Annotated in this window: 24 protein-coding genes, 1 tRNA gene and 1 pseudogene; 16 read left to right on the top strand and 10 right to left on the bottom strand. The window is 39.5% G+C overall.

Annotated elements, in window-relative coordinates; translation table 11 throughout:
* Nucleotides 1-329: pseudogene (locus G6W42_RS05540) on the top strand (Cj0814 family flagellar-dependent secreted protein); the annotation flags it as partial.
* Here the strand turns inward: G6W42_RS05540 and recO are convergent.
* The 7 genes from recO to bamA form a co-directional block, all read right to left on the bottom strand.
* The gene (recO, locus tag G6W42_RS05535) at nucleotides 326-940 is read right to left on the bottom strand and encodes a recombination protein RecO (RefSeq protein WP_194173252.1); all 615 of its coding nucleotides are present in this window, start codon (nucleotides 938-940) and stop codon (nucleotides 326-328) included. The pseudogene G6W42_RS05540 and the gene recO sit on opposite strands and share 4 nt — an antisense overlap.
* Nucleotides 941-1864: a tRNA dihydrouridine synthase gene (locus tag G6W42_RS05530; protein WP_194173251.1), complete on the bottom strand. Its 924-nt coding sequence runs from the start codon at nucleotides 1862-1864 to the stop codon at nucleotides 941-943.
* Nucleotides 1861-2859 (bottom strand): uroporphyrinogen III synthase HEM4, encoded by a 999-nt coding sequence (locus G6W42_RS05525; protein WP_107791471.1) that lies wholly within the window; start codon nucleotides 2857-2859, stop codon nucleotides 1861-1863. Before G6W42_RS05525 ends, G6W42_RS05530 begins: the two co-directional genes overlap by 4 nt.
* Before the next feature lie 9 nt (nucleotides 2860-2868).
* Entirely contained in the window at nucleotides 2869-3225 is a 357-nt protein-coding gene (gene dksA, locus G6W42_RS05520; protein ID WP_194173250.1) for an RNA polymerase-binding protein DksA, read from the bottom strand.
* 11 nt (nucleotides 3226-3236) lie between these two features.
* Nucleotides 3237-3692, bottom strand: coding sequence for a 23S rRNA (pseudouridine(1915)-N(3))-methyltransferase RlmH (locus tag G6W42_RS05515; protein WP_103616105.1), 456 nt, complete (start codon nucleotides 3690-3692; stop codon nucleotides 3237-3239).
* A gap of 2 nt (nucleotides 3693-3694) precedes the next feature.
* Nucleotides 3695-4612: an acetyl-CoA carboxylase, carboxyltransferase subunit beta gene (gene accD, locus G6W42_RS05510; RefSeq protein ID WP_194173249.1), complete on the bottom strand. Its 918-nt coding sequence runs from the start codon at nucleotides 4610-4612 to the stop codon at nucleotides 3695-3697.
* 129 nt (nucleotides 4613-4741) lie between these two features.
* The gene (gene bamA / locus G6W42_RS05505; protein WP_194173248.1) at nucleotides 4742-7006 is read right to left on the bottom strand and encodes an outer membrane protein assembly factor BamA; all 2265 of its coding nucleotides are present in this window, start codon (nucleotides 7004-7006) and stop codon (nucleotides 4742-4744) included.
* Between the two features lie 89 nt (nucleotides 7007-7095).
* On the opposite strand from bamA, the gene G6W42_RS05500 reads away from it, so the two are divergent.
* From G6W42_RS05500 to ribD, 10 genes are all read left to right on the top strand, one after another.
* A complete protein-coding gene (locus tag G6W42_RS05500) occupies nucleotides 7096-7926 on the top strand; it encodes a prephenate dehydrogenase (RefSeq protein ID WP_194173247.1) in 831 nt (276 codons plus the stop codon).
* Between the two features lie 62 nt (nucleotides 7927-7988).
* Nucleotides 7989-9359 (top strand): M23 family metallopeptidase, encoded by a 1371-nt coding sequence (locus G6W42_RS05495; RefSeq protein WP_194173246.1) that lies wholly within the window; start codon nucleotides 7989-7991, stop codon nucleotides 9357-9359.
* Nucleotides 9360-9418: 59 nt separating this feature from the next.
* Nucleotides 9419-10303 carry a UDP-3-O-acyl-N-acetylglucosamine deacetylase gene (gene lpxC / locus G6W42_RS05490; RefSeq protein WP_004317248.1) on the top strand — a complete coding sequence of 295 codons (885 nt, stop codon included), beginning with the start codon at nucleotides 9419-9421 and terminating at the stop codon, nucleotides 10301-10303.
* A gap of 80 nt (nucleotides 10304-10383) precedes the next feature.
* Entirely contained in the window at nucleotides 10384-10746 is a 363-nt protein-coding gene (locus tag G6W42_RS05485) for a glycoprotease (RefSeq protein ID WP_194173255.1), read from the top strand.
* Between the two features lie 8 nt (nucleotides 10747-10754).
* Nucleotides 10755-11639 carry a homoserine kinase gene (gene thrB, locus G6W42_RS05480; RefSeq protein ID WP_194173245.1) on the top strand — a complete coding sequence of 295 codons (885 nt, stop codon included), beginning with the start codon at nucleotides 10755-10757 and terminating at the stop codon, nucleotides 11637-11639.
* 262 nt (nucleotides 11640-11901) lie between these two features.
* Nucleotides 11902-14547, top strand: a complete 2646-nt coding sequence (gene infB / locus G6W42_RS05475) for a translation initiation factor IF-2 (RefSeq protein ID WP_194173244.1) — start codon at nucleotides 11902-11904, stop codon at nucleotides 14545-14547.
* A complete protein-coding gene (gene rbfA / locus G6W42_RS05470; protein ID WP_004317240.1) occupies nucleotides 14544-14909 on the top strand; it encodes a 30S ribosome-binding factor RbfA in 366 nt (121 codons plus the stop codon). Before infB ends, rbfA begins: the two co-directional genes overlap by 4 nt.
* The gene (gene rimP, locus G6W42_RS05465; protein WP_194173243.1) at nucleotides 14902-15318 is read left to right on the top strand and encodes a ribosome maturation factor RimP; all 417 of its coding nucleotides are present in this window, start codon (nucleotides 14902-14904) and stop codon (nucleotides 15316-15318) included. The genes rbfA and rimP overlap by 8 nt, the downstream gene beginning before the upstream one ends.
* Before the next feature lies 1 nt (nucleotide 15319).
* On the top strand, nucleotides 15320-16969 hold the full coding sequence (locus G6W42_RS05460) for a formate--tetrahydrofolate ligase (RefSeq protein WP_103598953.1): 1650 nt from the start codon (nucleotides 15320-15322) through the stop codon (nucleotides 16967-16969).
* A gap of 53 nt (nucleotides 16970-17022) precedes the next feature.
* Entirely contained in the window at nucleotides 17023-18084 is a 1062-nt protein-coding gene (gene ribD / locus G6W42_RS05455; protein WP_194173242.1) for a bifunctional diaminohydroxyphosphoribosylaminopyrimidine deaminase/5-amino-6-(5-phosphoribosylamino)uracil reductase RibD, read from the top strand.
* Here ribD and G6W42_RS05450 read toward each other — a convergent pair.
* The 3 genes from G6W42_RS05450 to G6W42_RS05440 all read right to left on the bottom strand — a co-directional run bounded on the left by G6W42_RS05450 (nucleotide 18081) and on the right by G6W42_RS05440 (nucleotide 19439).
* Entirely contained in the window at nucleotides 18081-18944 is an 864-nt protein-coding gene (locus G6W42_RS05450; RefSeq protein WP_194173241.1) for a VIT1/CCC1 transporter family protein, read from the bottom strand. The genes ribD and G6W42_RS05450 overlap by 4 nt on opposite strands.
* Before the next feature lie 61 nt (nucleotides 18945-19005).
* Nucleotides 19006-19090: transfer RNA gene (locus G6W42_RS05445), tRNA-Leu, on the bottom strand.
* Nucleotides 19091-19136: 46 nt separating this feature from the next.
* Nucleotides 19137-19439, bottom strand: coding sequence for a F0F1 ATP synthase subunit C (locus tag G6W42_RS05440; protein WP_004317263.1), 303 nt, complete (start codon nucleotides 19437-19439; stop codon nucleotides 19137-19139).
* A gap of 205 nt (nucleotides 19440-19644) precedes the next feature.
* On the opposite strand from G6W42_RS05440, the gene G6W42_RS05435 reads away from it, so the two are divergent.
* The 5 genes from G6W42_RS05435 to G6W42_RS05415 are packed head-to-tail and all read left to right on the top strand — an operon-like array spanning nucleotide 19645 to nucleotide 25563.
* Complete coding sequence (locus G6W42_RS05435; protein ID WP_107916456.1) at nucleotides 19645-20988, top strand: sodium-dependent transporter; 1344 nt, start codon at nucleotides 19645-19647, stop codon at nucleotides 20986-20988.
* Nucleotides 20988-22319, top strand: a complete 1332-nt coding sequence (locus G6W42_RS05430; protein ID WP_107916457.1) for a sodium-dependent transporter — start codon at nucleotides 20988-20990, stop codon at nucleotides 22317-22319. Before G6W42_RS05435 ends, G6W42_RS05430 begins: the two co-directional genes overlap by 1 nt.
* 1 nt (nucleotide 22320) lies before the next feature.
* Entirely contained in the window at nucleotides 22321-23673 is a 1353-nt protein-coding gene (locus G6W42_RS05425) for a sodium-dependent transporter (RefSeq protein WP_107916458.1), read from the top strand.
* The gene (locus G6W42_RS05420; protein ID WP_194173240.1) at nucleotides 23666-24187 is read left to right on the top strand and encodes a TRAP transporter small permease subunit; all 522 of its coding nucleotides are present in this window, start codon (nucleotides 23666-23668) and stop codon (nucleotides 24185-24187) included. Before G6W42_RS05425 ends, G6W42_RS05420 begins: the two co-directional genes overlap by 8 nt.
* Nucleotides 24175-25563 carry a TRAP transporter large permease gene (locus tag G6W42_RS05415; RefSeq protein ID WP_194173239.1) on the top strand — a complete coding sequence of 463 codons (1389 nt, stop codon included), beginning with the start codon at nucleotides 24175-24177 and terminating at the stop codon, nucleotides 25561-25563. The genes G6W42_RS05420 and G6W42_RS05415 overlap by 13 nt, the downstream gene beginning before the upstream one ends.
* The last annotated feature ends 75 nt before the right edge of the window (nucleotides 25564-25638 follow it).

The following is a 25638-nucleotide window of genomic DNA, read 5'->3' as shown; positions in this document are numbered from 1 at the left end:
GCTATACAAAGGAGCAAATCTTTGTAGCATTTTTAAAAAACGAGCAAGGTCTTGTGCTACAAGGTGGCACAACAAGGATAACTGACGAGGCTCTTAGTGTGTATAAAAGTTCATTAATACTTACAAAACAAGATAGAAGTGAGATAGGCATACCAAAGGCTTATTATGATGAGATACTATCTGGTAAGAAAGATCTAAAAGATATACTAGCTAGGATTTTAAAGCTTAGAAATTTAGAGCTTAAAAAGGATCACTCGCTTGAGGGACTAGCAAGTAAAATAATGAACGTTTTAAAAGAATTTGATGAGAGGACGAAGGTAAAAGCCTAAAGTCCGTCAAGTAAAATTTTATAAAGGCGGTTTATCTCATCGTCGTTTAGCTCGATCGTGCTTTTTGTATCAAACAAATTTTTGATCTTGCTAGCGTCAAATTCGCTCCTATCAAGGCAGTGCTTGTGAGATGGCAAAAAGCCACGAGTTAAGCAAAGCTCGCTCTTGATCTCCTCGTCGCAGATAAAGCACTCAAGCTCGCTGTGAAGCCTGCCTTCATACTCTAAAATTTTGACGTAGCTTTCGATGATAAGGCGCTTTGGATTTTGCAGCTGCATCTGTTTGGCGCAGCGATCAAGCTCGTTAAAATAAATTTTATCGAGCTGCTCGACCTCTTTTAGATGATCATAAAGTAGGCGCATAAACTGCTGCCAAATGATGAGTTTGTCGCGCTCTAGTAGCCATTTAAAGCCAAGGTGAAGTATGCTTCTAAGCTTTGGTAGAAATTTCGCCTCTTGCTCTAGCTCAAAGTCGATCTTGTAGCCAGTCATAATGTTTGAGTGCCGTGCGCCAAAAAATCTATATGACTTTACGAGCAAATTTGGCGTTAGCACAAAGACTAAAAGGTCCTCGTCTCTGACCTTTTGCACGCGCAGGATGTAGCCTTGCATCTAGGCAAAAAACTCCCTTATGCGCTCTCTCATCACGCGGGCATCTTTGATGAAATTTATATCGTTTCTAAAGGTTGTTGCGCCGTCGATACCCTTGCTGTATTGGTGCAGATGCTTTCTAAATATGCAAAGTCCGTGCTCGCCGTAGTGCTCGATCATAGCGTCGAAGTGAGCTAAGATGATCTCTTGTTTTAGTGCCTTATCCACGCTACTTTTGGTCTTTATCTCGTGAAATATCCAAGGGTTGCCGATGCTTGCTCTGCCGATCATTAGGGCGTCGCACTTTGTGAGATTTAAAATTTCATCTGCATTTTGCGCGTTTATATCGCCATTTGCAACGACTGGGATTTTCACACTTGCCTTTACTCTAGCGATCGCTTCGTAATCAACCTTTGCGCTGTATCCGCCAGCTCTGGTGCGACCATGCACTGCGATGTAGTCTGCGCCAGCTTCTTCGCAGGCCTTTGCGATTTTCTCTTCATTTTTGTCGTTAAAACCAAGTCTAAATTTAACGCTTAGGCTCTCTTTGTTTGAGACGCTTTTTATGGCTGAGACTATGCTTTGAAGTTTGTCTAGATCGTTTAGTAAAGCCGATCCTGCACCTTGTCTAACGACCTTTGGCACAGGGCAGCCGCAGTTTAGATCTAGTCCGTAAATCCCATCAAATTTATTGATGATCTGCACGGCTTTTTTTATATTTTCTATATCGCTACCAGCTATTTGGACGACGTAGGGCTCTTCGTTTGGGGATTTTTTAAGCATTTCAAGGGTTTTGTCACTGCTCTCATAGACCAAGGCATTTGCGCTGATCATCTCGCTAACAGTGACGTCGCAGCCAAATTTCTTGACGACGCTTCGTAACGGCAGGTCAGAAAAGCCAGCAAGTGGCGCTAAGAAAAGTGGCTTTTTACTAAAGTCTATCATTTAAAAAATAGCGAGCTAGGCACCATTTTGCCGTTATCTCGCAAAAATAGTAAAACCTTTATCTCTTTAAACTCATCTGGGTCACTGCCCTCGATGGCTTCTCTTACTTTATCAAGCATCTGAAGCTCAAATAGCGCATATACGTAGGCTTCATCAGCGTCAGCGTGGATGCTCTTTAGCTTCTCAAATATGCCGATAAACGCATCTGGTTTTAGCTTATTTTTAAGCATTATGGCAGCCTTGTCGTATTGTGCTTTTGTCACTTTTGCATTGTTTAAAAGGTCAAAAATTTCATCGCTACTTAGATCGATCTCGTCATTTACAAAACGTGTGATAATGGTCATTATATCTTCGCTTGCTAGCTCTGGATCGATTTTTTTAATCTCACTAAATGAAGCTGTTTTTATGAGCTTGTCAAAGGCTGCTTTTTTAAGGCTCTCGTTTTGCTCTTGATTTTTAAGCACATCAAGATAGTAAGTAGGCAGCTGCTCGATCTTGTTTAGCTCATTTAGGATGTTTAGCTTACTATCTTTTGCTAGTCTAAATTTCTTTAGATCGACGATCTCTTTGTTTTTTATGCTTTTTATGGTTTGCAAGATGTTGTTTATCTCGCCGTCATCAACGCCAACATCTTTAAGCTCGCCAACTGGTGAGATAGAGCGAGTGAGCTGTGAGGCGATCTTATAAGTGTCAGTTTTAAAGTCTTTGTTGCTCTCAAAGCCAAGAAGCGTCTCTTTTGCAAGGTCTTTGTAGAGCTGGCTATCTTTTTTGATCCATTTTTTATATCTATAAAAGGCGTATCCGTGATATGCGATGTGAAGTAGGGCAAGGAGCGCCAAAAGGGCCACTGGAAGTGCTACCCAGACAGCTACTGGCAAGGTTATGGCTTGACCTAAGAGCTCAAAGGTGAAGTCTGAACTATTAAGAGAATAGGTAAGTCCTGCAACAACTGCTGTGTAGATTATGCAGTAGACGAGAAATTTTCTGGTTTTCATATTTTCTCCTTAGTTTTTTGCTGTTTTTTCTATTATCTCACGACAAGCTATGCAGTATTTTGCATGCGGTTTTACTTTTAGGCGAGGTATGCTGATGTCCTCCTCGCACATATCGCAAATTCCATAGGTTTTGTTTGCGATCTTTTCAAGCGCCTCGTTGATCTCGTGAAGCTCGGCTCTTTGCTGGGTTGATATAGACTGCTCTATAAGTTGGTCGGTATTTACTGAAGCGATGTCAAATTCATCGCTTACGCCACTATCTCTTAGGCCGCTTACTTCAACTGATGAGTCATAAATATTTTTTTTGATTTGTAACTTTCTATCTTCAAGTAGTTTTTTGAAAAAATTTAGCTCGTTTTGAGTCATTTTATATTCCTTTATTTGTGATATGGGTGGTTTGCATTGATACAAAGCCCTCTAAAAATTTGCTCAAAAAGTACGAGCTTGGCGACTTTGTGCGCCATAGTCATCTTGCTTAAGCTTACGACTTTTTGTGCCTTGTTTTTTAAATTTTGGCTAAGCCCATAAGCTCCACCTATGAAAAAATTGATCTGTGAATTTGAGTTTAAAATTTGAGCAAATTCTTGGCTGTCAAGCTGTGAGCCATTTTCATCAAGCATCACACAAAAGCCTTTTAAATTTGGCTCGTAAATTTCATCATAAGCTCTTAGCGCATCGCTTCTGCTACTGCTTTGAGCCTTTGCTATCTTTTCATTAAATATTATTTTGTCGTTTATCTTGGCAAATTTTGCACTCATTTTTATATATTCTTGTATCTCGTTTTCGAAGTTGTCACGCGATGATTTTTGAATGCTAAAAACCGAAATTTCCAAACTCACCCTTTGGTTTTTAGCTTTAGCTCAAAACTAGTTTTGTCTACGGCAGCCACTTCGTTTTGAGAGATCATAGCTTTGTTATTTGTAAGAAATTTAACCATATCGCTTATATATTTTTTGTGCTCGCTTCTTGGCACGATATCATCTATAAGACCATGCTCAAGCAAAAATTCAGCCTTTTGAAAGCCCTCTGGAAGATCAGCGCCTATGGTTTGTTTGATGACCCTTTGTCCTGCAAAGCCTATTAGCGCGCCAGGTTCAGCGATGATGAGATCTCCAAGCCATGCAAATGATGCACTAACGCCACCCATTGTAGGATCTGTAAGGATAGAAATGTATGGGAGCCTTGCTTCATCAAGAAGTTTTAGGGCTGCTGAAGTCTTTGACATCTGCATCAAAGAAAATGTGCTCTCTTGCATTCTAGCACCACCAGATGCGCTTACGATGATTAAGGCTTGGCGTTTTTCGATCGCGCGTTTTATCGCTCTTACGATCTTTTCGCCCTCAACTGAAGCCAGTGAGCCGCCCATGAAGCCAAAGTCAAAAACAACTAGCTGAATTTCTTGTCCGTTGCATTTGCCTTCGCCGCATATCACTGAGCTTGTGCGTCCTGTTTTTTCTTTATTTTCTGTAATTCTTTTTTTGTATGATTTTTTATCGACAAAATTTAAAGGATCTACTGGTTTTAAATTTGCGTCAAATTCTACAAAGCTACCTTCATCGCAGATCAAATTTATGCGATCATCAGCTTTTAATCTCATGTGGTAGCCGCATTTTGGGCATACATTAAAACAAGCTTCAACTTCTTTGTAATACATCAGTGAGTGGCAGTTGTCGCATTTTACCCAGTGTGTAGGTGCTTCTTCTGGACGAGGTTGAGCTTTTCTTATCTTTGAAAAAATGTCTGAGAAATTCATCTTTTTACCCACTTATATTAAAAATTGTGGGATTATATCTAATGTTAGCCTTGCTTTTTCTTATATGAATTAAAGTTTGTTTGTTTGCGGTGGATTTAAGGGGCAAACTAGCCCCTTAAAAGTATCTTATTAGAAGCGTCTTCCGATAGTAAATTCAAATGTGTTTGTATCATCGCCCTCTTTAGGGTTAAGAGCTTTTGCAAAGATTAGTTGAAGTGGTCCGATAGGTGTTATCCACTCGATACCTGTACCAACTGATGATCTGTTTATCATTTTATTTTTATTTTGCTCGTCTTTTCCAACAGTGCCATAATCATAGAATACAACACCACGCATTTTGACACGATCTATGATAGGAAAGCTCATCTCGACTGAGTTGTTAAATGAAATCTCGCCGCCGTATTCATAGTAGTCGCCATTATATTTTACTTTTGGAGATACGGTTCTGCTCTCGTAACCACGTAAGCTTCTTATGCCACCAAGGTAAAGTCTTTCGTTGATAGGAGTATAGCCTCTCTCCCAAATTTTGCCAAAACTTGCTTTATATCTTAAGATAAGGTCATAGTCGATGTACTCTCTAAGGCCTAGATAGTAGTTGAAATTTGTGCGGTTTTTAACAAAGTCCATATCACCGCCAAGTCCTGCTATCTCAAATGATGTGCTGGCTATGATACCGCGTCTTGGCAAGTAGTAATCATCAGTGCTGTTATATGTCAAAGCTGGAGTTATAGCGCTTTTTATAGCCTTGCCTTCTCTATAAATTTCTTTTCCTGTGTCTTTATTTATATTTCTTAGTTCGTCATCTTTTAAAGTAACTTTACTTTGCTCTATGTTATAAGTAAGTGATGCGCTTAAATTTCTAGTTAATTTTCTACCAAGTGTTGTGCTAAAGCCGTAGCTTCTCTCTTTATATGTTCTCCAGTCATAGTCGTTTGCATAGAGTGTTCCGCCAAGGCTATACTCTGAGTCAAAAATTCTTGGATTTGTAAGACTTATCTGACCTGAAAGCTCTCTATCGCTCTTATCAACGCTTACTTGTCCTTGAAGACCAGAGCCAAAGATGTTTGTGTCAGAAAGTGCAGCGTTAAGTAGCAAGCCATCGCTACTTCCATATCCGATACCGCCGCTTATTGAGCCAGTTGAAGCCTCTTTTACTTTTACTTTTAGATCGACTGTGTTTTTATCAACTGGATCTTCTTCTATCTCGACATCGTCAAAGTAGCTTGTTCTTTTTAATGCATCTTTTGAGTCTTGAAGATCGGTTCTATTATATAAATTTCCTTCAGTTAGATATAGCTCACGTCTTACGACACGATCAACTGTTCTGTCATTTCCTGAAATTTGAACATTTCTTATATATACTTTTTCGCCAGGATCGACTTCGTAGTCGATATCAACTGTTTTATTTTCATCAAATTTATCAGTCTTTGGATAGACCTTAACAAAAGCATAGCCCTTGTCAGCGACCATGTCATCAAGTTTTTTCATATCTTGGCGAAGTCTTGCTGAGTTCATCGTATCGCCAGCTTCAAGTCTAAAATCATCTATGATCTTCTTAGTATCAAGTCCTAGCTCTTCAGGTGCTGTGATGCTTACATTTGAAACCTTATAAGGCTCACCCTCGTGGATATAGTATGTAAGATCAGCTGTGTAGTTATCAAATGACGCATTTAGGTAAGGCGACGAAACTGTCGCATCTAGATAACCTTTTTGAAAATATTTATCTTGAATCCTCGCTGGGTCGTTTTCAAGTTCAAAAAGCTTAACTTTACCATCGTTTCTGCCCCAAAGCCAGCCCATAAATTCTCTACTTTTGTTTGCAACAACTGGCTCGATATCGTCATAGTCAAACTCTTTTGCGCCGACTAAATTTACCTTTTTGATTATCATATTTTCGCCGCGGTTTATGTTTAGAGTGATGAAAAGTGAGCTGTCGTTATCTGCAACTGGCTGTTTTTCTACGTCTACAACTGTGTCAAAATAGCCTTTTGACTCGTAGTATTGGCGAATTCTCTCTTTTGTTTTTTCGATAGTTAGCTCATCATACATATTGCCAGGTTTTATGTTAATCAGCGACTCGATCGCAGTTTTATCGTTTGTTACAACACCCTTTAGATCGACTCTAGCGACACTTGGTTTCTCTTTTACTTTTACTAAGAGATTGCCATTACCTGTATCTTCTATGTAGATATCATCAAAATAATTTTGCTTGTATAAATTTGTGATTGCCTTATCGCTAAGCTTTGGAGTTAGCTCTTGACCGACTTTTAGCCCCATTATCTGGCTAGCCACCTCAGGTGAAAGGTGAATTAAACCTTTGAAATTTATAGACTGAATCGTCTGTGCATTTAGACCGCTTAAAGCTAGTACTAGTAAAAATAATTTCTTTTTCATTAAATTTAACCTAGAGTTTTAGTATAAGTGCGTATAATATCATATTTTATTTTTAAAAAATTTAAATTTTATAATTTTAAAGGTTTTTTATGAAAATAGGTATCATCGGACTTGGTCTTATGGGTGGCTCGCTTGGTCTTGCACTAAAAGATGAGAAGCTGATCTCATGTGTCAGCGGATATGACAAAGATGAAAATCACAGCAAAAAAGCACTCGATCTTGGACTGGTGCATGAAATTTTAAGCATTGATGAGATGAAAAAGAAGTGTGACATCATCTTTTTGGCTGTTCCAGTTGAGGCTATCGTAAGCATCGTGCAAAATTTAACTGACATTAGTGAAGATACGACGATCATCGACTTTGGCTCGACAAAGCAAAAGATAATAGAAGCCGTGCCAGAAAAAATTCGTAAAAATTTCATCCCAGCTCACCCGATGGCAGGTACTGAGTACTCTGGTCCAGAAGCTGCCTTTAAGTCACTTTACACAGGCGCAACTGTCATAGTTTGTGACTTTGCTGAGAGCGCAGAAAAGCACGTAAAAAGAAGCGTTGAGCTATTTTCTTGCCTTGGTATGAAGATCATTTTCATGAGCGCAAAAGAGCATGATCACCACGTGGGTCTCATCTCGCATCTGCCTCACGCTATTGCATTTTCGCTTGCTAGTGGGATATTAAAAGAAGAGGATAAAAGACACATCGTAGCACTTGGCGGACCGACATTTAAGGGCATGATACGTGTTGCAAAGAGTTCACCATTTATGTGGAGCGATATCTTTAAGCAAAATAAAAGTAATGTCGTTGAAGCGATAAATATGTTTGAAAAAGAGCTAAATTTATGCAAAGATCTCATAAAAGATGAGCGCTGGGATGAGCTTTTTGATTGGATGAGCGAAGCTAGAGCTGTAAGAGAAATTTTGTAATTAACTAAAAATTTATTGATTAGTATGTAAAATTTCGCAAATAAAATTTAAGGTAATAATATATGTATAGACGTGGAATAGGTGGTTTTGGCATTGTTGTAGTTTTACTTGTTTTGATATTGGCTGGTGGCTTTGGTTATGCTTTTATGTCGAAAGACTTTGAGCGAAACGAGCCAATCATTGGGATTTCTGACAAGGTTTATTGGAACCTTCGCTCGCCTATGAATATCAAATTTAAAGATGACAGCGGCATAAAATTTGTACGTATCAGCATAAATGACGGCAAAAATGATCTAAATTTATTAAATCAAATCATACAAAATCCAAGCACTGAGCTAGATGTAAATTTAACCTTTCCAAAGACTGGATTTTTCGCACAAAAAGATACTTATGAGATGAATATAGAGGCTGTTGATACTAGCAAATGGGGTTTTTTTACTGGCAATAAAGCAAGCAAAAAAGTTGAAGTGGTGCTTGATACCTCGAAACCTGATCTTTACGTGCTTTCGCAGTCTTACTCTATCTCAAAAGGCGGTAGCGCGGTTGTAGTCTTTAGAGCGACTGATAATCAGCTAAAAGAGGTTTATGTCCAGACAAATTTTGGTAAGAAATTTAAGGCTGTGCCATTTTACAAAGAGGGCTTTTATGCAGCACTTGTTGCTTGGCCAGTGCAAGTTGAAAACTTTAGCGCAGAGGTCATCGCAAGAGACTTTGCAGGCAATGAGAGCAAATCTCACGTGAGATATTTTTATGAAAATGTAAAATACAAAACTTCAACCATTGCTTTAAATGATAGATTTTTAGACGGAAAGATCGTTGATCTAACAGATCAATACGCTAAAGATCCAAACGCTCTTTCTAGGCTTGAGAAAATGAAATTTGTCAATGAAACGCTTAGGAACTCAAACGAAGAAAAGATCGCAGCTCTTACTTCAAGCCCTGGCGATGAGACGCTAACTGGCTTTAGTGTGATCCCGTTTTATCCGCTTAGAAATGGCAAGAAAGTTGCTGATTTTGCCGATCACCGCTTCTATACATATAATAATGAACAAGTAAGCGAGTCATGGCATATGGGAATAGATTTTGCTAGTGTGGCAGCAGCTCCGATCATAGCTAGCAATGCTGGTCGCGTCGTGCTAGCATCTGAGAATGGAATTTATGGCTTAAACATCGTGATAGACCATGGTTTTGGGCTTTACTCGCTTTATGGTCACTGCTCAAGTGCGAAGGTAAAAGAGGGCGATATGGTTGCTGCTGGTGATCAGATAGGCACCACTGGAACTAGCGGCCTTGCACTTGGAGATCACCTTCACTTTGGAATTTTGGTCCAAGGTGAAGAGGTAAGACCTCAACAATGGATGGATAAAAAGTGGATAAAAGACAATGTTACAAGTGTCTTAGATGCCGCCAAGGCGATGATAGATAAGAATTAAATTTGCAAATTTGATTTTTTAGTGCTATCATAAGCGAACAAAAAATATAAGGAAAATTTTTGAAACAAACTACTATCGCAAGACGCGTTGAGACCGTTGGTATAGGGCTTCACAAGGGTGAGCCGATAAGACTTATACTAGAACCTCTCGATGCAAATTCAGGCATTATTTTGCACCGCGAAGATCTTGGTATTAGTTTTAAAGCCGAACCTAAAAACGTTATAAATACGCAAATGGCAACCGTCGTTGGCAACGAAAAGGGCTTTATCAGCACGATAGAGCACCTAATGGCAGCTGTAAATGGATACGGCATTGATAATATTAGAATTTCAGTTGATGCAAACGAAATTCCTGTCATGGACGGCAGTGCGATAAGCTTTTGTATGTTGCTTGATGAAGCTGGTATAAGACATCTTGATGCTGGTAAAAAAGTCATCCTTGTCCGCCGCGAGGTCGAGGTGGTTGAGGGGTCAAAATTTGTGCGAACTTCGCCTTCAAGAAATCCAAAATTTGACTATACGATCAAATTTGACCACCCAGTTATCGGCGAACAAAGATATGTTTTTGAATTTAGCAAGAGTTCATTTGTAAAAAATATCGCTCGTGCTAGAACTTTTGGCTTTTTAAAAGATTTGCAACGCTTGCAAGCTCAAAATTTAGCCCTTGGTGCGTCACTTGATAACGCTGTGGCTATCGATGATACACATATTTTAAATCCAGAGGGTTTGAGATTTGAAAATGAGTTTGTACGACATAAAATTTTAGATGCAGTTGGCGATCTAAGCTTGCTTGGAGCACCTTTACTAGGGGATTACACAGCGTTTGCTGGAAGCCATGATCTAAATCACAAACTAACACTTGCTTTAATGGCAGATGAGAAAAATTATGAGATCGCAACTCTTAGTGGCGAACTTTTAAAAGAGTATCAAAAGGTATTTGCATAAAAAATATTGAAATTTTAGTAGTCTCTTTATCGACTCCACTTTTAGTTGGAGTCTATAAAGATGGCGTAAAATTTGATGAGATCACAACTGACGAGCATGTCAGCGAAGCTTTAATAAAAATCCTAGAAAATTTATCTTCTAAATTTAACATCACAAAGATCATCTACGCAAACACGCCAGGTAGCTTTATGGGACTAAAGGTGGCCTACGTTATCTTAAAGACTTTTTCTTTGGCAAAGGGCTGTGAGTTTTACGCAGTTAGCGGCTTTAGTCTAAATGGCGACCAAGCGATCAGGGCAAATAAAAATTTAAGCTTTGTCTTAAAAAATGGCGAAATTTCACTTGAAAAAGTTGAGCCAGTGAGATTTGTGTTGCCTTTAAATTTAGATGAATTAAAACTAAATTCAGATACACTTCCAAATTATATCATTCAAGCTGTTTAGGAGAAAATTTGAATATCTTAATCCCTGCTACAAGTGCAAATTTAGGACCTGGTTTTGACGCTTTGGGGCTTAGTTTAAAGCTTTTTAATAGCGTAAAGATCGAACCATCTAAATTTAGCTCGGTCTCTATAAATGGCGAGGGAAGCGATAGTGTAAATTTAAAGAGAAACAACATTTTTCTAAGTATTTTTAATGAAATTTTTCTCGAGCTAACTGGAAAAAATGAAAATTTTAGAGTCGTTTTTGAAAACAATATCCCATTTTCAAGAGGACTTGGCAGCAGCTCTGCAGTGATCGTTGGAGCCATCGCTTCAGCTTATGAGATGGCTGGGTTTAAGGCTAGCAAAAGCGTCGTTTTAAACAAGGCAATCATCTACGAGACACACCCAGATAACATCTCGCCAGCAGTTCATGGAGGTTTTATCAGTGCTATCGTAAAAAATGGCAATGTCTATGCAAATAAAATAAATTTAAGTGATGATATAAAAGCGGTCGTTGTCATCCCAAATAAACCAATGAGCACGGCATCATCAAGGCAAATTTTGCCAAAAAACTACACTATGAAAGAGTGCGTAAATAACCTCTCTCACGCTGCGTTTTTAACATCTTGTTTTTATGAAAAAAGGTATGATCTTTTAAGGATAGCAAGTGAGGATATGATGCATGAAGAGCGCAGAATGAGCGCCTTAGAAGAGCTTTTTGAGGTGCGAAAGCTAGCTTATGAAAACGGAGCGCTTATGAGCACACTTTCAGGCTCAGGCTCAAGCTTTTTAAATATCGCTTATAAAGATGACGCGAAAAATTTACAAGATGCTTTAAAGAGTAAATTTGGTGATTTTAGAGTGGAAATTTTTTCATTTGATAACGATGGATACGAAATTACGCAAAGCTAGAAACAAGTTTAAAAAGGTATAATGAATAAAAATAATCCAGTAAGGACATGCGTCGCTTGCAAAGTTAAATTTTCTCAAAACTTGCTAAAAAGATACCGCTTGGTAGGCAAGAATTTGGAGTGCGGCAAAGGAAATGGTCGCAGTTTCTATCTATGTGATGGCTGTTTGCAAAAAGACGACAAAATTTTAAAAAAAATAATTGATAAACAAACTAAAGGTGCCCTCGGACTTGACGCACCGAAGTTAAAGGAGATACTCTTAAATGAGCAATGTTAGGATTTCAGAGATCGCAAATGAGCTTGGCTACCCAAGTAAAGAGATAGTCGAAAAAGCTCAAGAACTAGGCCTAAAGGTCAAAACTCACTCAAACGCTGTGAGCCTTGAAGAGGCTGAAGCAATATATGAGTACGTTCAAACTGGCGTCATACCAGAGAAATTTAAAAAGAAAAAGAGTGAACCAAAGGTAAAAAAAGAGCCTAAAAAAGAGGCAGCTAAAAAAGAAGAAAAGCCTAAAACTGAGCCTAAAAAGGTAGCTACTAAGGCCGAGCCAAAACCCGAAAAGGCAAAGACTGAGCCTAAAAAAGAGGCGCAAATTTCAGAGGAAAAACCAAAGGCTGAACCTAAAAAAGAAGAGCCTGTAAAGGTCGAGCAAAAGCCAGCTGAAGCACCAAAACCAAAAGAGAGTTTGGCTGATGTGACTCAAAAAAGACGTGGTCTTGTGATAGTTAAAAAGAAAAAAGACTTCGAGGCGCCAGCTCCAGTAAAAGAGGAGAAAAAGGCTGAGGCGGCTGTTACTAACATTAGTGATTTTAAGAGCATGTTCTCTGCTAGCGATGAAAATTTGGCTAGAAAAAAGAAAAAAGAGAAAAAAGTAACGGTTGTAAGCAAAAAAGATAGTGCCGAGAAGATGGACTTGCTTGGTGGAAGCGACTTTGGTGACATCGTGCTTGAAGATGAAGATGTAGTTGTATTGCCTGATTTTAGCTTTAAAACACCAGCGCCAGCTCCTATGCAAAGGATAAAACAGCCAAATGCGATGAAAACAACCGTTAATAACACGATAAATTCATTTGGCGAAGGCGGCATACAAAGAAGAGCTAGAAAAAAACACAAAAAGCCTGAAAATAAACAAAACAGCGAAGCTGTAACTTCGATAAATATTCCAAAAGAAATTCGCGTTTACGAATTTGCTGAAAAGCTAAACAAACAGCCTAGCGAGGTCATAGGCAAGCTATTTATGCTTGGCATGATGACAACTAAAAACGACTTTTTGGATGAAGATGCGATAGAAATTTTGGCTGATGAGTTCAATGTCGAGGTAAATATCATCGATGATCAAAAAGAATTCGACTACGTAGCAGCCTATGAAGAGGAGATAAAAGACGATGAAAATCTCCAGCCAAGAGCGCCAGTCATAACCATCATGGGTCACGTCGACCACGGCAAAACCTCGCTACTTGACTACATAAGAAAGTCTCGCGTAGCAGCTGGCGAAGCTGGCGGTATCACGCAGCACGTTGGTGCTTATATGGTAAATAAAAACGGCAAAAACATCACATTTATCGACACTCCAGGCCACGAAGCATTTACGGCTATGCGTGCAAGGGGCGCTGGCGTAACTGATATAGTTATCATCGTTGTTGCAGCAGATGACGGCGTAAAACCACAGACAAAGGAGGCAGTTAGCCACGCAAAAGCCGCTGGCGTGCCAATAATCATTGCAATAAATAAAATGGATAAAGAGTCAGCAAATCCTGATCTAGTAAAAACCGGTCTTGCTGAGCTTGACATCATGCCAACAGAGTGGGGTGGCAAGTATGAATTTGTGCCGATCTCTGCAAAAACAGGCATGGGCATAGATGATCTACTTGAGATCGTGCTTTTGCAAGCTGATCTTTTGGAGCTAAAGGCAAATCCAAAGGCAAACGCAAAAGCAACTGTTATCGAGAGCTCACTTCAAAAAGGCCGTGGTCCAGTAGCTACCATCATCGTTGAAAACGGCACGCTTCATGTCGGAGATACCGTTGTAGCTGGAGTTGCATACGGTAAGATAAGAAGCTTGCTTGATGATCAGGGCAGGCCATTAAAAGAGATAAAACCAGGCGAATGTGGCGTGATAGTAGGTCTTAGCGAGATAGCAGAGGCTGGCGAGACATTAATAGGCGTAAAAACTGATAAAGAGGCTCGCGAATACGCACAGAAAAAGGCTGAATATATCCGTCAAAAAGAGCTTAGCAAGAGCACGAAAGTTAGTATCGATGAGCTTAGCGCTAAGATCGCTGAGGGCGAGCTAAAGACACTTCCAGTCATCATCAAAGCTGACGTTGGCGGCTCACTTGAAGCGTTAAAAGCGAGCCTAGAAAAACTAGCAAACGACGAGATCAGAGTAAATGTGATCCACTCAGGCGTTGGCGGTATCACGCAAAGCGACGTTGCGCTTGCAAGCGCAAGCAACGACTGTATCATTCTTGGCTTTAATATAAGGCCAACTGGCGAGATAAAAGAGAAGGCAAAAGAGAGCGGCGTCGAGATAAAAACTTACAATGTTATTTATAACTTAATAGACGATGTGAAGGCGATTTTAGGCGGACTAATGTCACCGATCATCAGAGAAGAGCAGCTTGGTCAAGCTCAGGTTCGCCAAGTGATCCATGTGCCAAAAGTAGGCGCAATCGCAGGATGTATCGTCACTGAGGGTACGATAAACAGAGGAGCAAAAATTCGCCTTATTAGAGAAGGTGTGGTCGTTTATGAGAGCTCGGTAAGCTCACTAAAACGCTTTAAAGATGACGTCAAAGAGGTTGCTAAAGGTTACGAGTGTGGCGTTGGTATCGAGAATTTCAACGACATTAGAGAAAATGACTACATTGAAAGCTTCAAAGAAGTCAAGGAGAAAGCTACTCTATGAACGCTAACGAAATAAAGCGTATGAGAACAGAGAGCGTGCTAAAAGAGCTCATACCAGAGGCTCTAGCCACTCTTGAAGATAGCATTTTAAAGGGGCTTTGCGTCACTGACGTTGAGTGCAAAAAGGGCAGATACGATGCTTTTGTCTATCTTGACAAGATGATGTTTGATGAGCGCGAGCAAGAGTATATTTTGGGGCATTTAAAGCGCGTTTGCAGGCACTTGCAAAACCACTGCATGGCAGCTGAGGGCTGGTATAGATGTCCAAATTTTCACTTTAAATTTGACGATAGATTAGAATATCAAAACCATATGGATAAGTTGTTTGATAAAATTTCAAAGGATTTAAACAAAAATGGATAATTTAGACAAACTAGTACGCGAATGCGGCGTAGAGCTTTACGACAGCGAGATCACAAATGAAAATGGCAGGGCTATTTTTAGAGTCTACATCACAAAAAATGGCGGAGTGAGCCTTGAAGACTGCGAAAAAGTGAGCCGTCTACTCTCGCCTATCTTTGACGTGACACCGCCAGTTAGCGGGGATTATAACCTTGAGATTAGCTCGCCTGGTCTTGAGAGAAAGCTTAGTAAGCCTTTGCATTTTAAAGCGAGCGTTGGTGAGCTAGTTAAAGTTCAAACCGAGGCTGAGAAATTTGCAGGAAGGCTTGTAAAAGCAGATGAAGAGAGCATCGCAGTAGAAAACGAAGATGGAATTTTTGAGATCAACATTAGTGAGATAAAAAAAGCAAAAACATATTTGGAGTGGTAAAATGCTAAGCGACATAGAGATAACTCACCAAACAAAACTTGAACACATCAGTAAAGTTGCCGCAAAACTAGGCTTAAACGAAGACGAACTTGAGCTTTACGGCAAATTTAAGGCTAAAATTTCCCCTAGACTTGAGCCATCAAACTCAAAACTCATCTTAGTCACCGCGACTAATCCAACCCCATACGGCGAAGGCAAAACGACTATGTCAATCGGTCTAGCTGACGCACTAAATTTACTTAATAAAAAGGTTTGCTTGGCACTTCGCGAGCCATCTCTTGGACCAGTTTTTGGCATAAAGGGTGGAGCAGCAGGTGGCGGCTACTCACAGCTTGCGCCGATGGAGGATCTAAATTTACACTTTACTGGCGATTTTCACGCGATAACATCGGCAAATAACCTCATTTCAGCGATGATAGATAATAGCCTCTATCAAGAAAACCCACTAAAAATCGAGAAAATTTTATGGAAGCGCTGTATGGATATGAACGACCGCGCGCTTAGATTTGTCACTGTGGGGCAGGGCGGCAGGACTGATGGCGTGCCAAGAGAAGATGGCTTTAACATCACCGCAGCAAGCGAGATCATGGCTGTGCTTTGTCTAGCCACAAGCCTTTCTGATCTAAAAGAGCGCGTAGCAAACATCATGGTCGCCTATGATAGCGATAAAAAGCCTATCTACGTGCGTGATCTAGGCTGCGAGGACGCTGTTTGCATACTTTTAAAAGATGCGATCAAGCCAAATTTATTTCAAACACTTGAACACACACCTACGCTCGTGCATGGTGGCCCATTTGCAAACATCGCACACGGCTGCAACTCCGTCATCGCAACAAAAACAGCTCTAAATTTAGCCGACTACGTCATCACTGAAGCTGGTTTTGGCTCGGAGCTTGGCGCGGAGAAATTTTTAGATATAAAGTGCAGGATCGCTGACATCAAACCAAGCGCTGTGGTGCTTGTAAGCACGATCAGATCGCTAAAATATAACGGCGAAGCAAATAAAGATGAGATCACAAAACCAGATATGAACGCCCTTAAAAAAGGTATCGAAAACCTTGGCGGACACATCGAAAATTTAAAAGTAAAATTTGGTCAAAATGTAGTTGTGGCGCTTAATAAATTTGGCTTTGACACTGATGAAGAGATAAATTTTGTAAAAGAGTACTGCCAAAAGCTTGGCGTAGAAGTGGCAGTTTGCGAGAATTTTGTAAAAGGTGGCAAAGGTGCGCTTGAGCTTGCCCAGCTAGTTTTAAAAGCGTGCGACAAGCCAAGCAAGATAAATTTCACCTACGAGATGAGTGATGATACAAAAACTAAGATAGAAAAGGTCGCTAAGGAAATTTATGGAGCTGGCGAGGTGGTCTTTGAAGAGGCTGCTCTTAAAAAGCTCGAGATGATAAAAGAGCTAAATTTGAGCCATTTGCCAGTTTGTATCGCAAAAACACAGTACTCATTTAGCGACGATGCGAAGCTTTTGGGCAGAGCAAAGGGTTTTACATTTAGCGTAAAAGACCTTGACATTAGAACGGGAGCTGGCTTTATCGTCGCGGTTTGCGGTAAGATAATGCTAATGCCAGGCCTTCCAAAAGTGCCAGCTGCGGTCAATATGAAGATAGACGCAGACGGCAAGATCGACGGCTTGTCGTAAATTTATGAAAACACACTGGCAAACGCTGGTGTGTTTAAATTTAAAGGGCATGGATGAACGACGAATTTTACATGGGTCTTGCCTTAAGCGAGGCTTGGAAATTTCAGATCCTGACCTATCCAAATCCAGCCGTTGGATGCTTGATACTTGATGAAAATGGTCAAATTTTATCTTGCAAGGCTCATGAAAAGGCTGGATATTTACACGCTGAACCGACAGCGATACTCTTTGCGCTTTGCAAAAAAAGTGCAAAATTTAAAGATGATTTTATAAAAGCATATAATGCTAATTTTAGCTCTAAGGTAAAAGAGGGCGAATTTGGCCTTTTAGAGCCAAAATTCAGCTATGAATTTATACTAAACAATCACTCAAATTTACTAAAAAATGCAAAAGCCTATGTTACGCTTGAGCCTTGCTCGCATCATGGCAAAACGCCACCTTGTGCAAATTTGCTAAAAGAGCTTGGCTTTGGTGAGGTTATAATAGGCAGCCACGATGAAAATAAAATAGCAAGTGGCGGCGCTGATTTACTTAAAAGTGCTGGTGTGAATGTTAAATTTGGCGTTTTAAAAGAGCGCTGCGATAAGCTTCTTGAGCCATTTTTGGCATATCAAAATGGTGGATTTAGCTTTTTAAAAATCGCCATTAGTAAAAACGGTGTTGCAAGTGGCGGTATCATCACAAATGAGCTTAGCCGCGCCCATGTCCACAAGTTGCGAAGTGTCATAGATACTTTAGTGATCGGTGGCAACACGGTGCGGACGGACCTACCAAAGCTTAATAGTAGGCTAGTAGGTGGTGGTAAAAACCCAGACGTCATAATCTACTCAAGAAGTGATAAATTTGATGAAACGATACCGCTTTTTAGCGTGCCAGATCGCAAGGTGAGCGTGCAAAAAGAGCTAAATTTAAAAGGGCTTGCTATGTTTGAAGGAGCTGGTGAGTTTTTAAAGCTCGCAAAAGAGGGCAAGCTAGCAAATGTAAAGTGGCTACTGATCTATCAAAGCCCAAATTTTAAAAATGGTGAAAATTTAAGGCTTGATCTAAATTTAAAACCACTTTTTAGTGGAAATTTCGGAGACGATAGCTACACTTGGTATGAAATTTTGGATTAAATATCTAGTCCAAAATAGTGTTTAACTAAAAAGCCGATGCCAAAAGATATGATCGCAACGCCAAAAGTTATCACGCACATCTCAACCACTCTTGGTAAAAATTTAAGCTCCTTTGCCACGCTTATATAAAAGTTGTAAGTGATAATGGCAACTAGTGCAAAGAAAAACATCGATAAAACGGCGTAAAAACCGCTTGAAAAGATGAAAAATGGAAGTATCAAAAATGCCGTTGTTATGATGTATGAGCCGCCTGTGTAGAGCGAGTAGGTAAGTGGTTTGATCTCATCACTTGGATTTTCTTTTGACTCGAGATATGCTGAGCCAGCCATAGAGAGTGCAGCTGCCATGCCCATGATAAGGCCTGTTGCGCCAACTGATTTTGTGTTTGAAAAAGCAAGTGCGATGCCGCTAAGTGTGCCTGTTAGCTCAACTAGCGCATCATTCATGCCAAGCACGATGCCACCAGCATTTACGAGTTTTGTGTCTTTTAACATGGAGATTAGACTATTTTCATGGTTCATCTCCTCTTCATAAATATCACGAGCCTCAGGATATTCATCTACGATGTCAAGATAAAATTTCTCAGCATTTTCTTCGCGCGACTCCATAAATTTTAGGGTAAAAGATGTGCCAAAAATTTTAACAAGTATCGTATAGAAAATAACTTTAAATAAATTTGCACTTCTGCTTTCACCAGTTACCTTTTGGCAAAAAGCATAATGACGTCTTTCTTCGGTGATTAATTTGCGAAGTATTTTTTTATTCTCATCGTCTTTTTCGCTAGCTTCTAGAAGTGAGTATATAGCGGCATCGTCTGCTTCATTTTGTAATTGTTTTAAGGCACGTTTTTTGTCTAACATAAAATTTTCCTTGTTTTATATCTTAGAAATTTAAGATTTTGATTTAGAAAGAGAGATAAGATGGTGCGATCAGCGAGACTCGAACTCGCACACCTAACGGCACTACCCCCTCAAGATAGCGTGTCTACCAATTCCACCATGATCGCAAAAAAGAACAAAAGCCCCAAAAGGGGCTAAATTTAAGCTTTACGCTTAGCCAAGCATTGGGTTTGCGTAAAGAACGATAAGTGTAATAACAAGTGCGTAGATAACTTGTGCTTCGATCATCGCAAGTGCGATAAACATTGTAGTCATAAGTTTGCTACCAACGCCAGGGTTTCTAGCTGTTCCGCTGATAGTTGCAGCAGCTGTGTTACCCATACCAATAGCACCGCCAAGAGCTGCAAGGCCAAGGCCGATACCGCCAGCGATAACTGAATATGATCTGATCATCTCACCGTCAGCGCCAAATGCGAATGCAGCAAGACCAAGAATTAAAAACACGATCTTTTTCATCGTTGCTCCTTTAAAATTTAAAGCTCTTTCGGATCTGTCCCCTACTTAAACTTTATGAGCCGTAATATTACAAAAACAAAACTTTGTTTCAAATAAAAACACTAAAAATTTAAATTGCCTATAAAAAATTCTTGGCTTAGAAAAATGAAAGTTTTTTTATGCTATCTTTGAAAGAATTTAATTTATTCTTAATCTTAGGTTTTCAATGAACGAAAAATTTTCAAAGATAGGCTTTGTTCTTGCGATGGCTGGTTCTGCTGTGGGTCTTGGCAATGCCTGGAAATTTCCTACGATGGTGGGAAATAACGGCGGTTCGGCATTTATAATTTTATACTTGCTTCTTACATTTGCTATCGCATTTGTGGCGTTTTTGGCAGAGCTTAGCATCGGCAAACTTGGCGAAAGCGACATCGTAAGCTCTCTTTACAAACTTGCTCCAAAAAATAAAAAAGTGTGGTCGCTCTCTGGCTTTTTCATGATCGGCGCAATCCTCATAGCTTCATTTTATATGGTGGTTATTGGCTGGATTTTAAAGTATATCTATCTTAGTTTTTCGCCACTTTTATCTGACACAAAAGCTGCAGGGGAGCAGTTTAACACACTTTTATCAAATGATTTAAGCAGCGCCGTGCTATGCTTTAGCCTAGTCTTTTTGATGGTTTTTTTTGCCGTTTCAAAAGGTGTAAAAAGTGGCATAGAAAAACTAAATATATGGATGATGCCAAGCCTTTTTGTCTTGCTAGTTTGCATGCTTTTTTACGCGCTTAGCATGGGAGATGGCTTTGTGAAGGCGGCTAAATTTTTATTTGTACCAAATTTTAGTGCGATCACGCCAGATGTTGTTTTGCAAGCTCTAGGCCTTGCGTTTTTCTCACTATCTATGGGTGTTGGAGTCATACCAACATACGCTGCAAATTTACCAGAGCGCACAAATTTAATAAAATCAACCCTCTCTATCATCTTTATAAACATCTTAATAGGCATTATGATGGGGCTTGTTGTTTTTACCTTTATATTTGCTTATGGGGCTGATAGCACGGCAAGTGGTCCAGGCCTTATTTTTATCTCGCTTGTCACGCTTTTTGCAAAGCTTGGCATCGTTGGCAACGTCATGGCGGTCGCATTTTTTGTATCGTTATTGTTTGCTGGCATTACGAGTGCAGTTTCGATGATCGAGCCTTTTGCTTATTATTTGGTTAGGAAATTTGAAATTTCAAGAAAAATGGCGCTTCTTTACATCGGCGCTTTTGTCTATATCTTGGGTATCTTTTGCATACTTTCATATTATTCAGACACATCAAGTGCTTTTAGTGTTTGCGGTAAGCCATTTTTTGACGCGCTTGACTTTCTCACATCAAATATCATGATGCCAATAGGCGCTATCGTATTTAGCTTTTTTGTTGGCTACAGGCTTAAAAAAGAGAGTTTATATCTGCTCTTTGGCGATTTTATGGGAAGAGCATTTTTTGAAATTTGGTACTTTTTCTTAAGATATGTCGTGCCAGTTGCCATTTGTGCGATAATGATCTACCAGATGGCAGGTAAATAATGGCAGAGAGATTTAGTAAAATTGGCTTTGTCTTATCGATAATTGGAGCGGCTATCGGCCTTGGTAATGCGTGGAAATTTCCATACATGGTCGGCAGTAACGGCGGTTCGGCATTTATCCTTATATATCTATTTTTTGCCTTTGCTGTTGGTCTTAGCATATTTTTTGCTGAGATGGCGATGGGTAAAATTTCACGCCTTGATACGGTTGGAGCGTTTAAAAGCCTAGCTACAAAAGGGGCAAATTCTTGGAAATTTGCTGGCGTTATCATGGTGACCGGGTTATTTATAGCCTCTTTTTACACGCTCATCATTGGCTGGGTTTTAAAATACGTCATTTTAAGTCTTAGTGAGCTACCTCAAGATATCGCAAGTTCAGAGACGTTTTTTGTAAATTTCACCTCAAATGGCATAAATGAACAAATTTTATACTTTAGCATCGCGTTTTTTGCCTACTTTTTCATCCTTACAAAAGGTGTAAAAAGCGGCATCGAGCGCATAAATGTCTATCTCATACCAGCTCTTTTTATCTTGCTTTTACTTATGCTTGGCTACTCTTTTGGCATGGAGGGCTTTGATAAAGCGGCTAAATTTCTACTAGTGCCTGATTTTTCAAAGATAGATCAGGCAGCTGTTTTAAACGCTCTTGGACTTGCTTTTTTTACGATGTGCGTTGGCATTGGCTGCATCCTTACCTACTCATCAAGTCTAAGCGATGATACAAATTTATTTACCTCTTCACTCTATGTCGTCTTTGCGAACATCATAATAAGCGTCATCATCGGCCTTATCGTCTTTACATTTACATTTGAGTTTGGCTCAGAGCCATCAAAAGGCGCAGGGCTTGCTTTTATCTCGCTACCGACGCTATTTGCTAAGCTTGGCTTGCTTGGAAATTTCTTGGCATTTACATTTTTTATATCACTATTTTTTGCTGGCATCACCTCGGTTATCTCGATGGTTGAACCGTTTATATTTTTCTTAAGCAAAAGCCTAAAATTTAGTAGAAACAAATCAATTCTAATCGTTGCTTGCGTGGTTTATATCTTAGGAATTTTATGCGCATTAAGTGGCACAAGTGAATTTAAAGATGCGCTTACATTTTTTGGTAAGAGCTTTTTTGACCTACTTGATTATCTAAGCTCAAATATCATGCTCCCACTTGGTGGCATCTTGTTTGCTATCTTTGTTGGCTACTTTATGAAATTTGAGCTTTTAAAAGAGCTATTTGTGCCTTATATGGGCAAGGTTATATTTAAAATTTGGTATTTTTTAATTAGATTTGTGGCTCCACTTTTAGTTCTGGTGGTGTTAATAAGGGAGATCTCATAATATGGCAAAAGAACAATTTTCTAAAATAGGCTATGTCCTAGCAGTCGCTGGATCGGCTGTCGGACTTGGCAATGCATGGAAATTTCCATACATGGTTGGTGAAAACGGCGGTTCGGCGTTTATTATCCTATATCTTTTGATAACTTTTCTAGTTGGTGTGCCTATCTTTATGGCAGAGCTTAGTATTGGCAAGCTTAGTGAGAGTGACAGCGTTAATGCCTTTAGAAAGCTAGCAGCTAAAAATAAAAATTTATGGCAACTGGTTGGAATTTTAGCCATGGTGACAGCGGCTATCATCTCATCATATTACATCGTGATCATCGGCTGGGTCTTTAAATATTTCACGCTCTCATTTACTGGTCTCCCAAGCGATATAGATAGCTCAAAAGTGATATTTAACGATCTTTTGACGCATGGTCTTGGCGAGCAGACACTTTACTTTATTATAGCATTTGCAGCTTGCTTTTTTATCCTATCAAAAGGCGTAAAAAGTGGCATAGAGAAGCTAAATGTTTGGATGATGCCAAGCCTATTTATCATGGTTTTGATCATGCTTTTTTACTCTATAACGATGGATGGCTTTGTGAAATCAGCCGAGTTTTTACTCATTCCTGACTTTAGCAAAATTTCATTTAACTCACTCTTGCTTGCTCTTGGCCTTGCATTTTGGACACTATCTCTTGGTATGGCAGCGATCATCACCTATTCAGCTAGCCTAAGCGATGATACAAATTTAGCCACTTCAACGCTTAGTATCGTCTTCATAAATATCGCGCTTGCTATTATGATAGGTCTTGTTATTTTTACCTTTATATTTGAATTTGGCGCTACTCCGTCTCAAGGACCAGGTCTTGTCTTTATCTCGCTACCAACGCTATTTGCTAAGCTTGGCGCGATAGGTCAAATTTTAGCGGTGGCATTTTTTGCTGCGCTCATTTTTGCTGGTATCACTTCAGCCATCTCTATCGTCGAGCCATTTGTCTTTTTCTTGATCAGAGAGTATGGCATGAGTAGGAAAAAAGCGCTTTGCATAGTTGGAGCTGGGATTTTCATAGTGGGATTTTTATGTCTTTTATCAAATATAGAAAATATTGGCGATAAATTTATGATATTTGGTAAAAATTTCTTTGACTTCCTAGACTTTACCGCTTCAAATATCTTGCTACCAATTAGCGGTATCGGCGGAGCGATATTTGTAGGATATTTTATGAAAAAAGATGCTTTATATGTACTATTTAGCCCATATATGAGTGATTTTGTATTTAATACATGGTATTTTTTACTAAGATATGTAGCACCAGTTTGTGTGCTCATCATCATGATAAATGAACTATTAAAGGTTTTTAATGGATAAGATTGAGAGATTTTTTGACAAAGCTGGTGATATAGTCGGCTATATTTGTATGTTTATTATGGCTTTGATGATAATAGACGTTTTTTTTAACGTTGTGGCAAGATACTTTTTTTCTTACGGCAACGTTGCATTTCAGGAGCTTGAGTGGCACTTTTTTGCTGTGATATTTCTACTTGGCATGAGCTATGCTCTAAAAGAGGACGCACATGTTAGAGTTGATATCTTTTATGCTAAATTTTCAGAAAGAAATAAAGCCCTTGTAAATATGCTTGGTACTGTATTTTTTATCATACCATTTGCGCTTTTGGTTTCAAATTTATCATTTGGATTTGTAGGAGATGCTTACAGCTCGGCAGAGGCCAGCGCAGATCCAGGCGGTCTTACCCATAGATGGATCATAAAAGCGATGATCCCTTTTTCATTTTATGTGCTTGTATTTTTTGCGATCGGCTTTTTTATAAAAAATTTAAATCGCTATAAGAAAGCTAGTAAGGAGAAAATATGGCTGGATTGATAATGTTTATAGCCGCACTATTGATGCTTGGCATTGGCTTTCCAGTGGCATTTACCTTTGGTGCGGTTGCGATGATATTTGGCATGGTTGGCAGCGTTGTAGAGAGCCTTAGCGATGGCGATGGACTACTTGGCAGTATAGAAGTGTTTAAAGATATGTTTAACTTCATGCCTTATAGGATTTTCTCTATCATGGAGAGTAGAATTTTCATAGCAGTTCCACTCTTTGTCTTTATGGGCGTCGTGCTTCAAAAGTCAAAGCTAGCCGAGAGACTACTTGAGAGCATGGGTATGCTCTTTGGAGAAATCAGAGGCGGTATCGCGATAAGCACTATCTTAGTTGGAGCGCTTCTTGCTGCATCAACTGGCGTTGTAGGTGCTAGCGTTGTTGCTATGGGCGTTATAAGCTTGCCTGTAATGCTAAAGTATAAATACGACCAATCCCTAGGATGTGGCACGATATGCGCTGCTGGTACGCTTGGTCAGATCATCCCACCTTCTATCGTGCTTATCATCTTGGGCGACATCTTCTCAGTGCCAGTTGGCGAGCTTTTTCACCAAGCCATTGTGCCAGGATTCACGCTAGTTGGAGTTTATATAGTTTATATTTTGATAGCTGCTTATCTTAAGCCAGAAGTCGCTCCTATCGTAAAAGATGAGAGCGGCGTTAGTAAATTTAAGCAGATCGTTAGAGCGCTAATTGCGATCTTCCCTCCACTTTTGCTAGTTATTTGTGTGCTTGGCTCTATCTTTGCAGGTATCGCTACACCGACTGAAAGTTCAGCATTTGGCTGCGTTGGCGCTATCATCTTGGCAATATTTTATAGGACATTTTCATTTTCTATGATGAAAGAGGCTTTGGCTGAGAGCGTAAAAACTACAGCTCTAGTCTTTGCTATACTTGTTGGTGCGACTGCCTTTTCTATGGTCTTTAGCTACACTGGAGGCGATGAGATAGTTGAAAATTTCATGACAAATTTACCAGGCGAGAAGTGGGGCTTTATCATCTTTAGTATGGCTGTTATCTTTGTGCTTGGCTTTTTTATAGATTTTGTTGAAATTTCATATATCGTGCTTCCTATCTTGGTGCCAATCGCCGCAAAACTAGGCATAAACCCAGTCTATCTAGCGATCCTAGTTGCTATGAATTTACAAACTTCATTCTTGACGCCGCCATTTGGATTTAGTCTATTTTTCTTAAGATCAGTCGCACCTGTTGAGATAAAAACAGCTGCTATTTATAAAGGCGTGGTGCCTTACATCATCATCCAAGTGGCAGTTTTAGTATTTTTCTGCGTCTTTTTGATGGAGATAAAGCCGATGCTTGATGCGAGCCACGGCGGATTATTTAACTTCTTACTCTCACTTTTTAAATGATATAAAAGTTTTTGGTTGTAAAATACCAAAAACAAGTAAAATGGCTAATTTGAGTTTCTGTCAAATTTAGCCATT

Source organism: Campylobacter concisus (genome assembly GCF_015230015.1).
GTDB classification, from domain to species: domain Bacteria; phylum Campylobacterota; class Campylobacteria; order Campylobacterales; family Campylobacteraceae; genus Campylobacter_A; species Campylobacter_A concisus_AF.
Note: the sequence above shows the minus strand (reverse complement) of the source record. Positions and strands in the feature narration are given on the sequence as shown.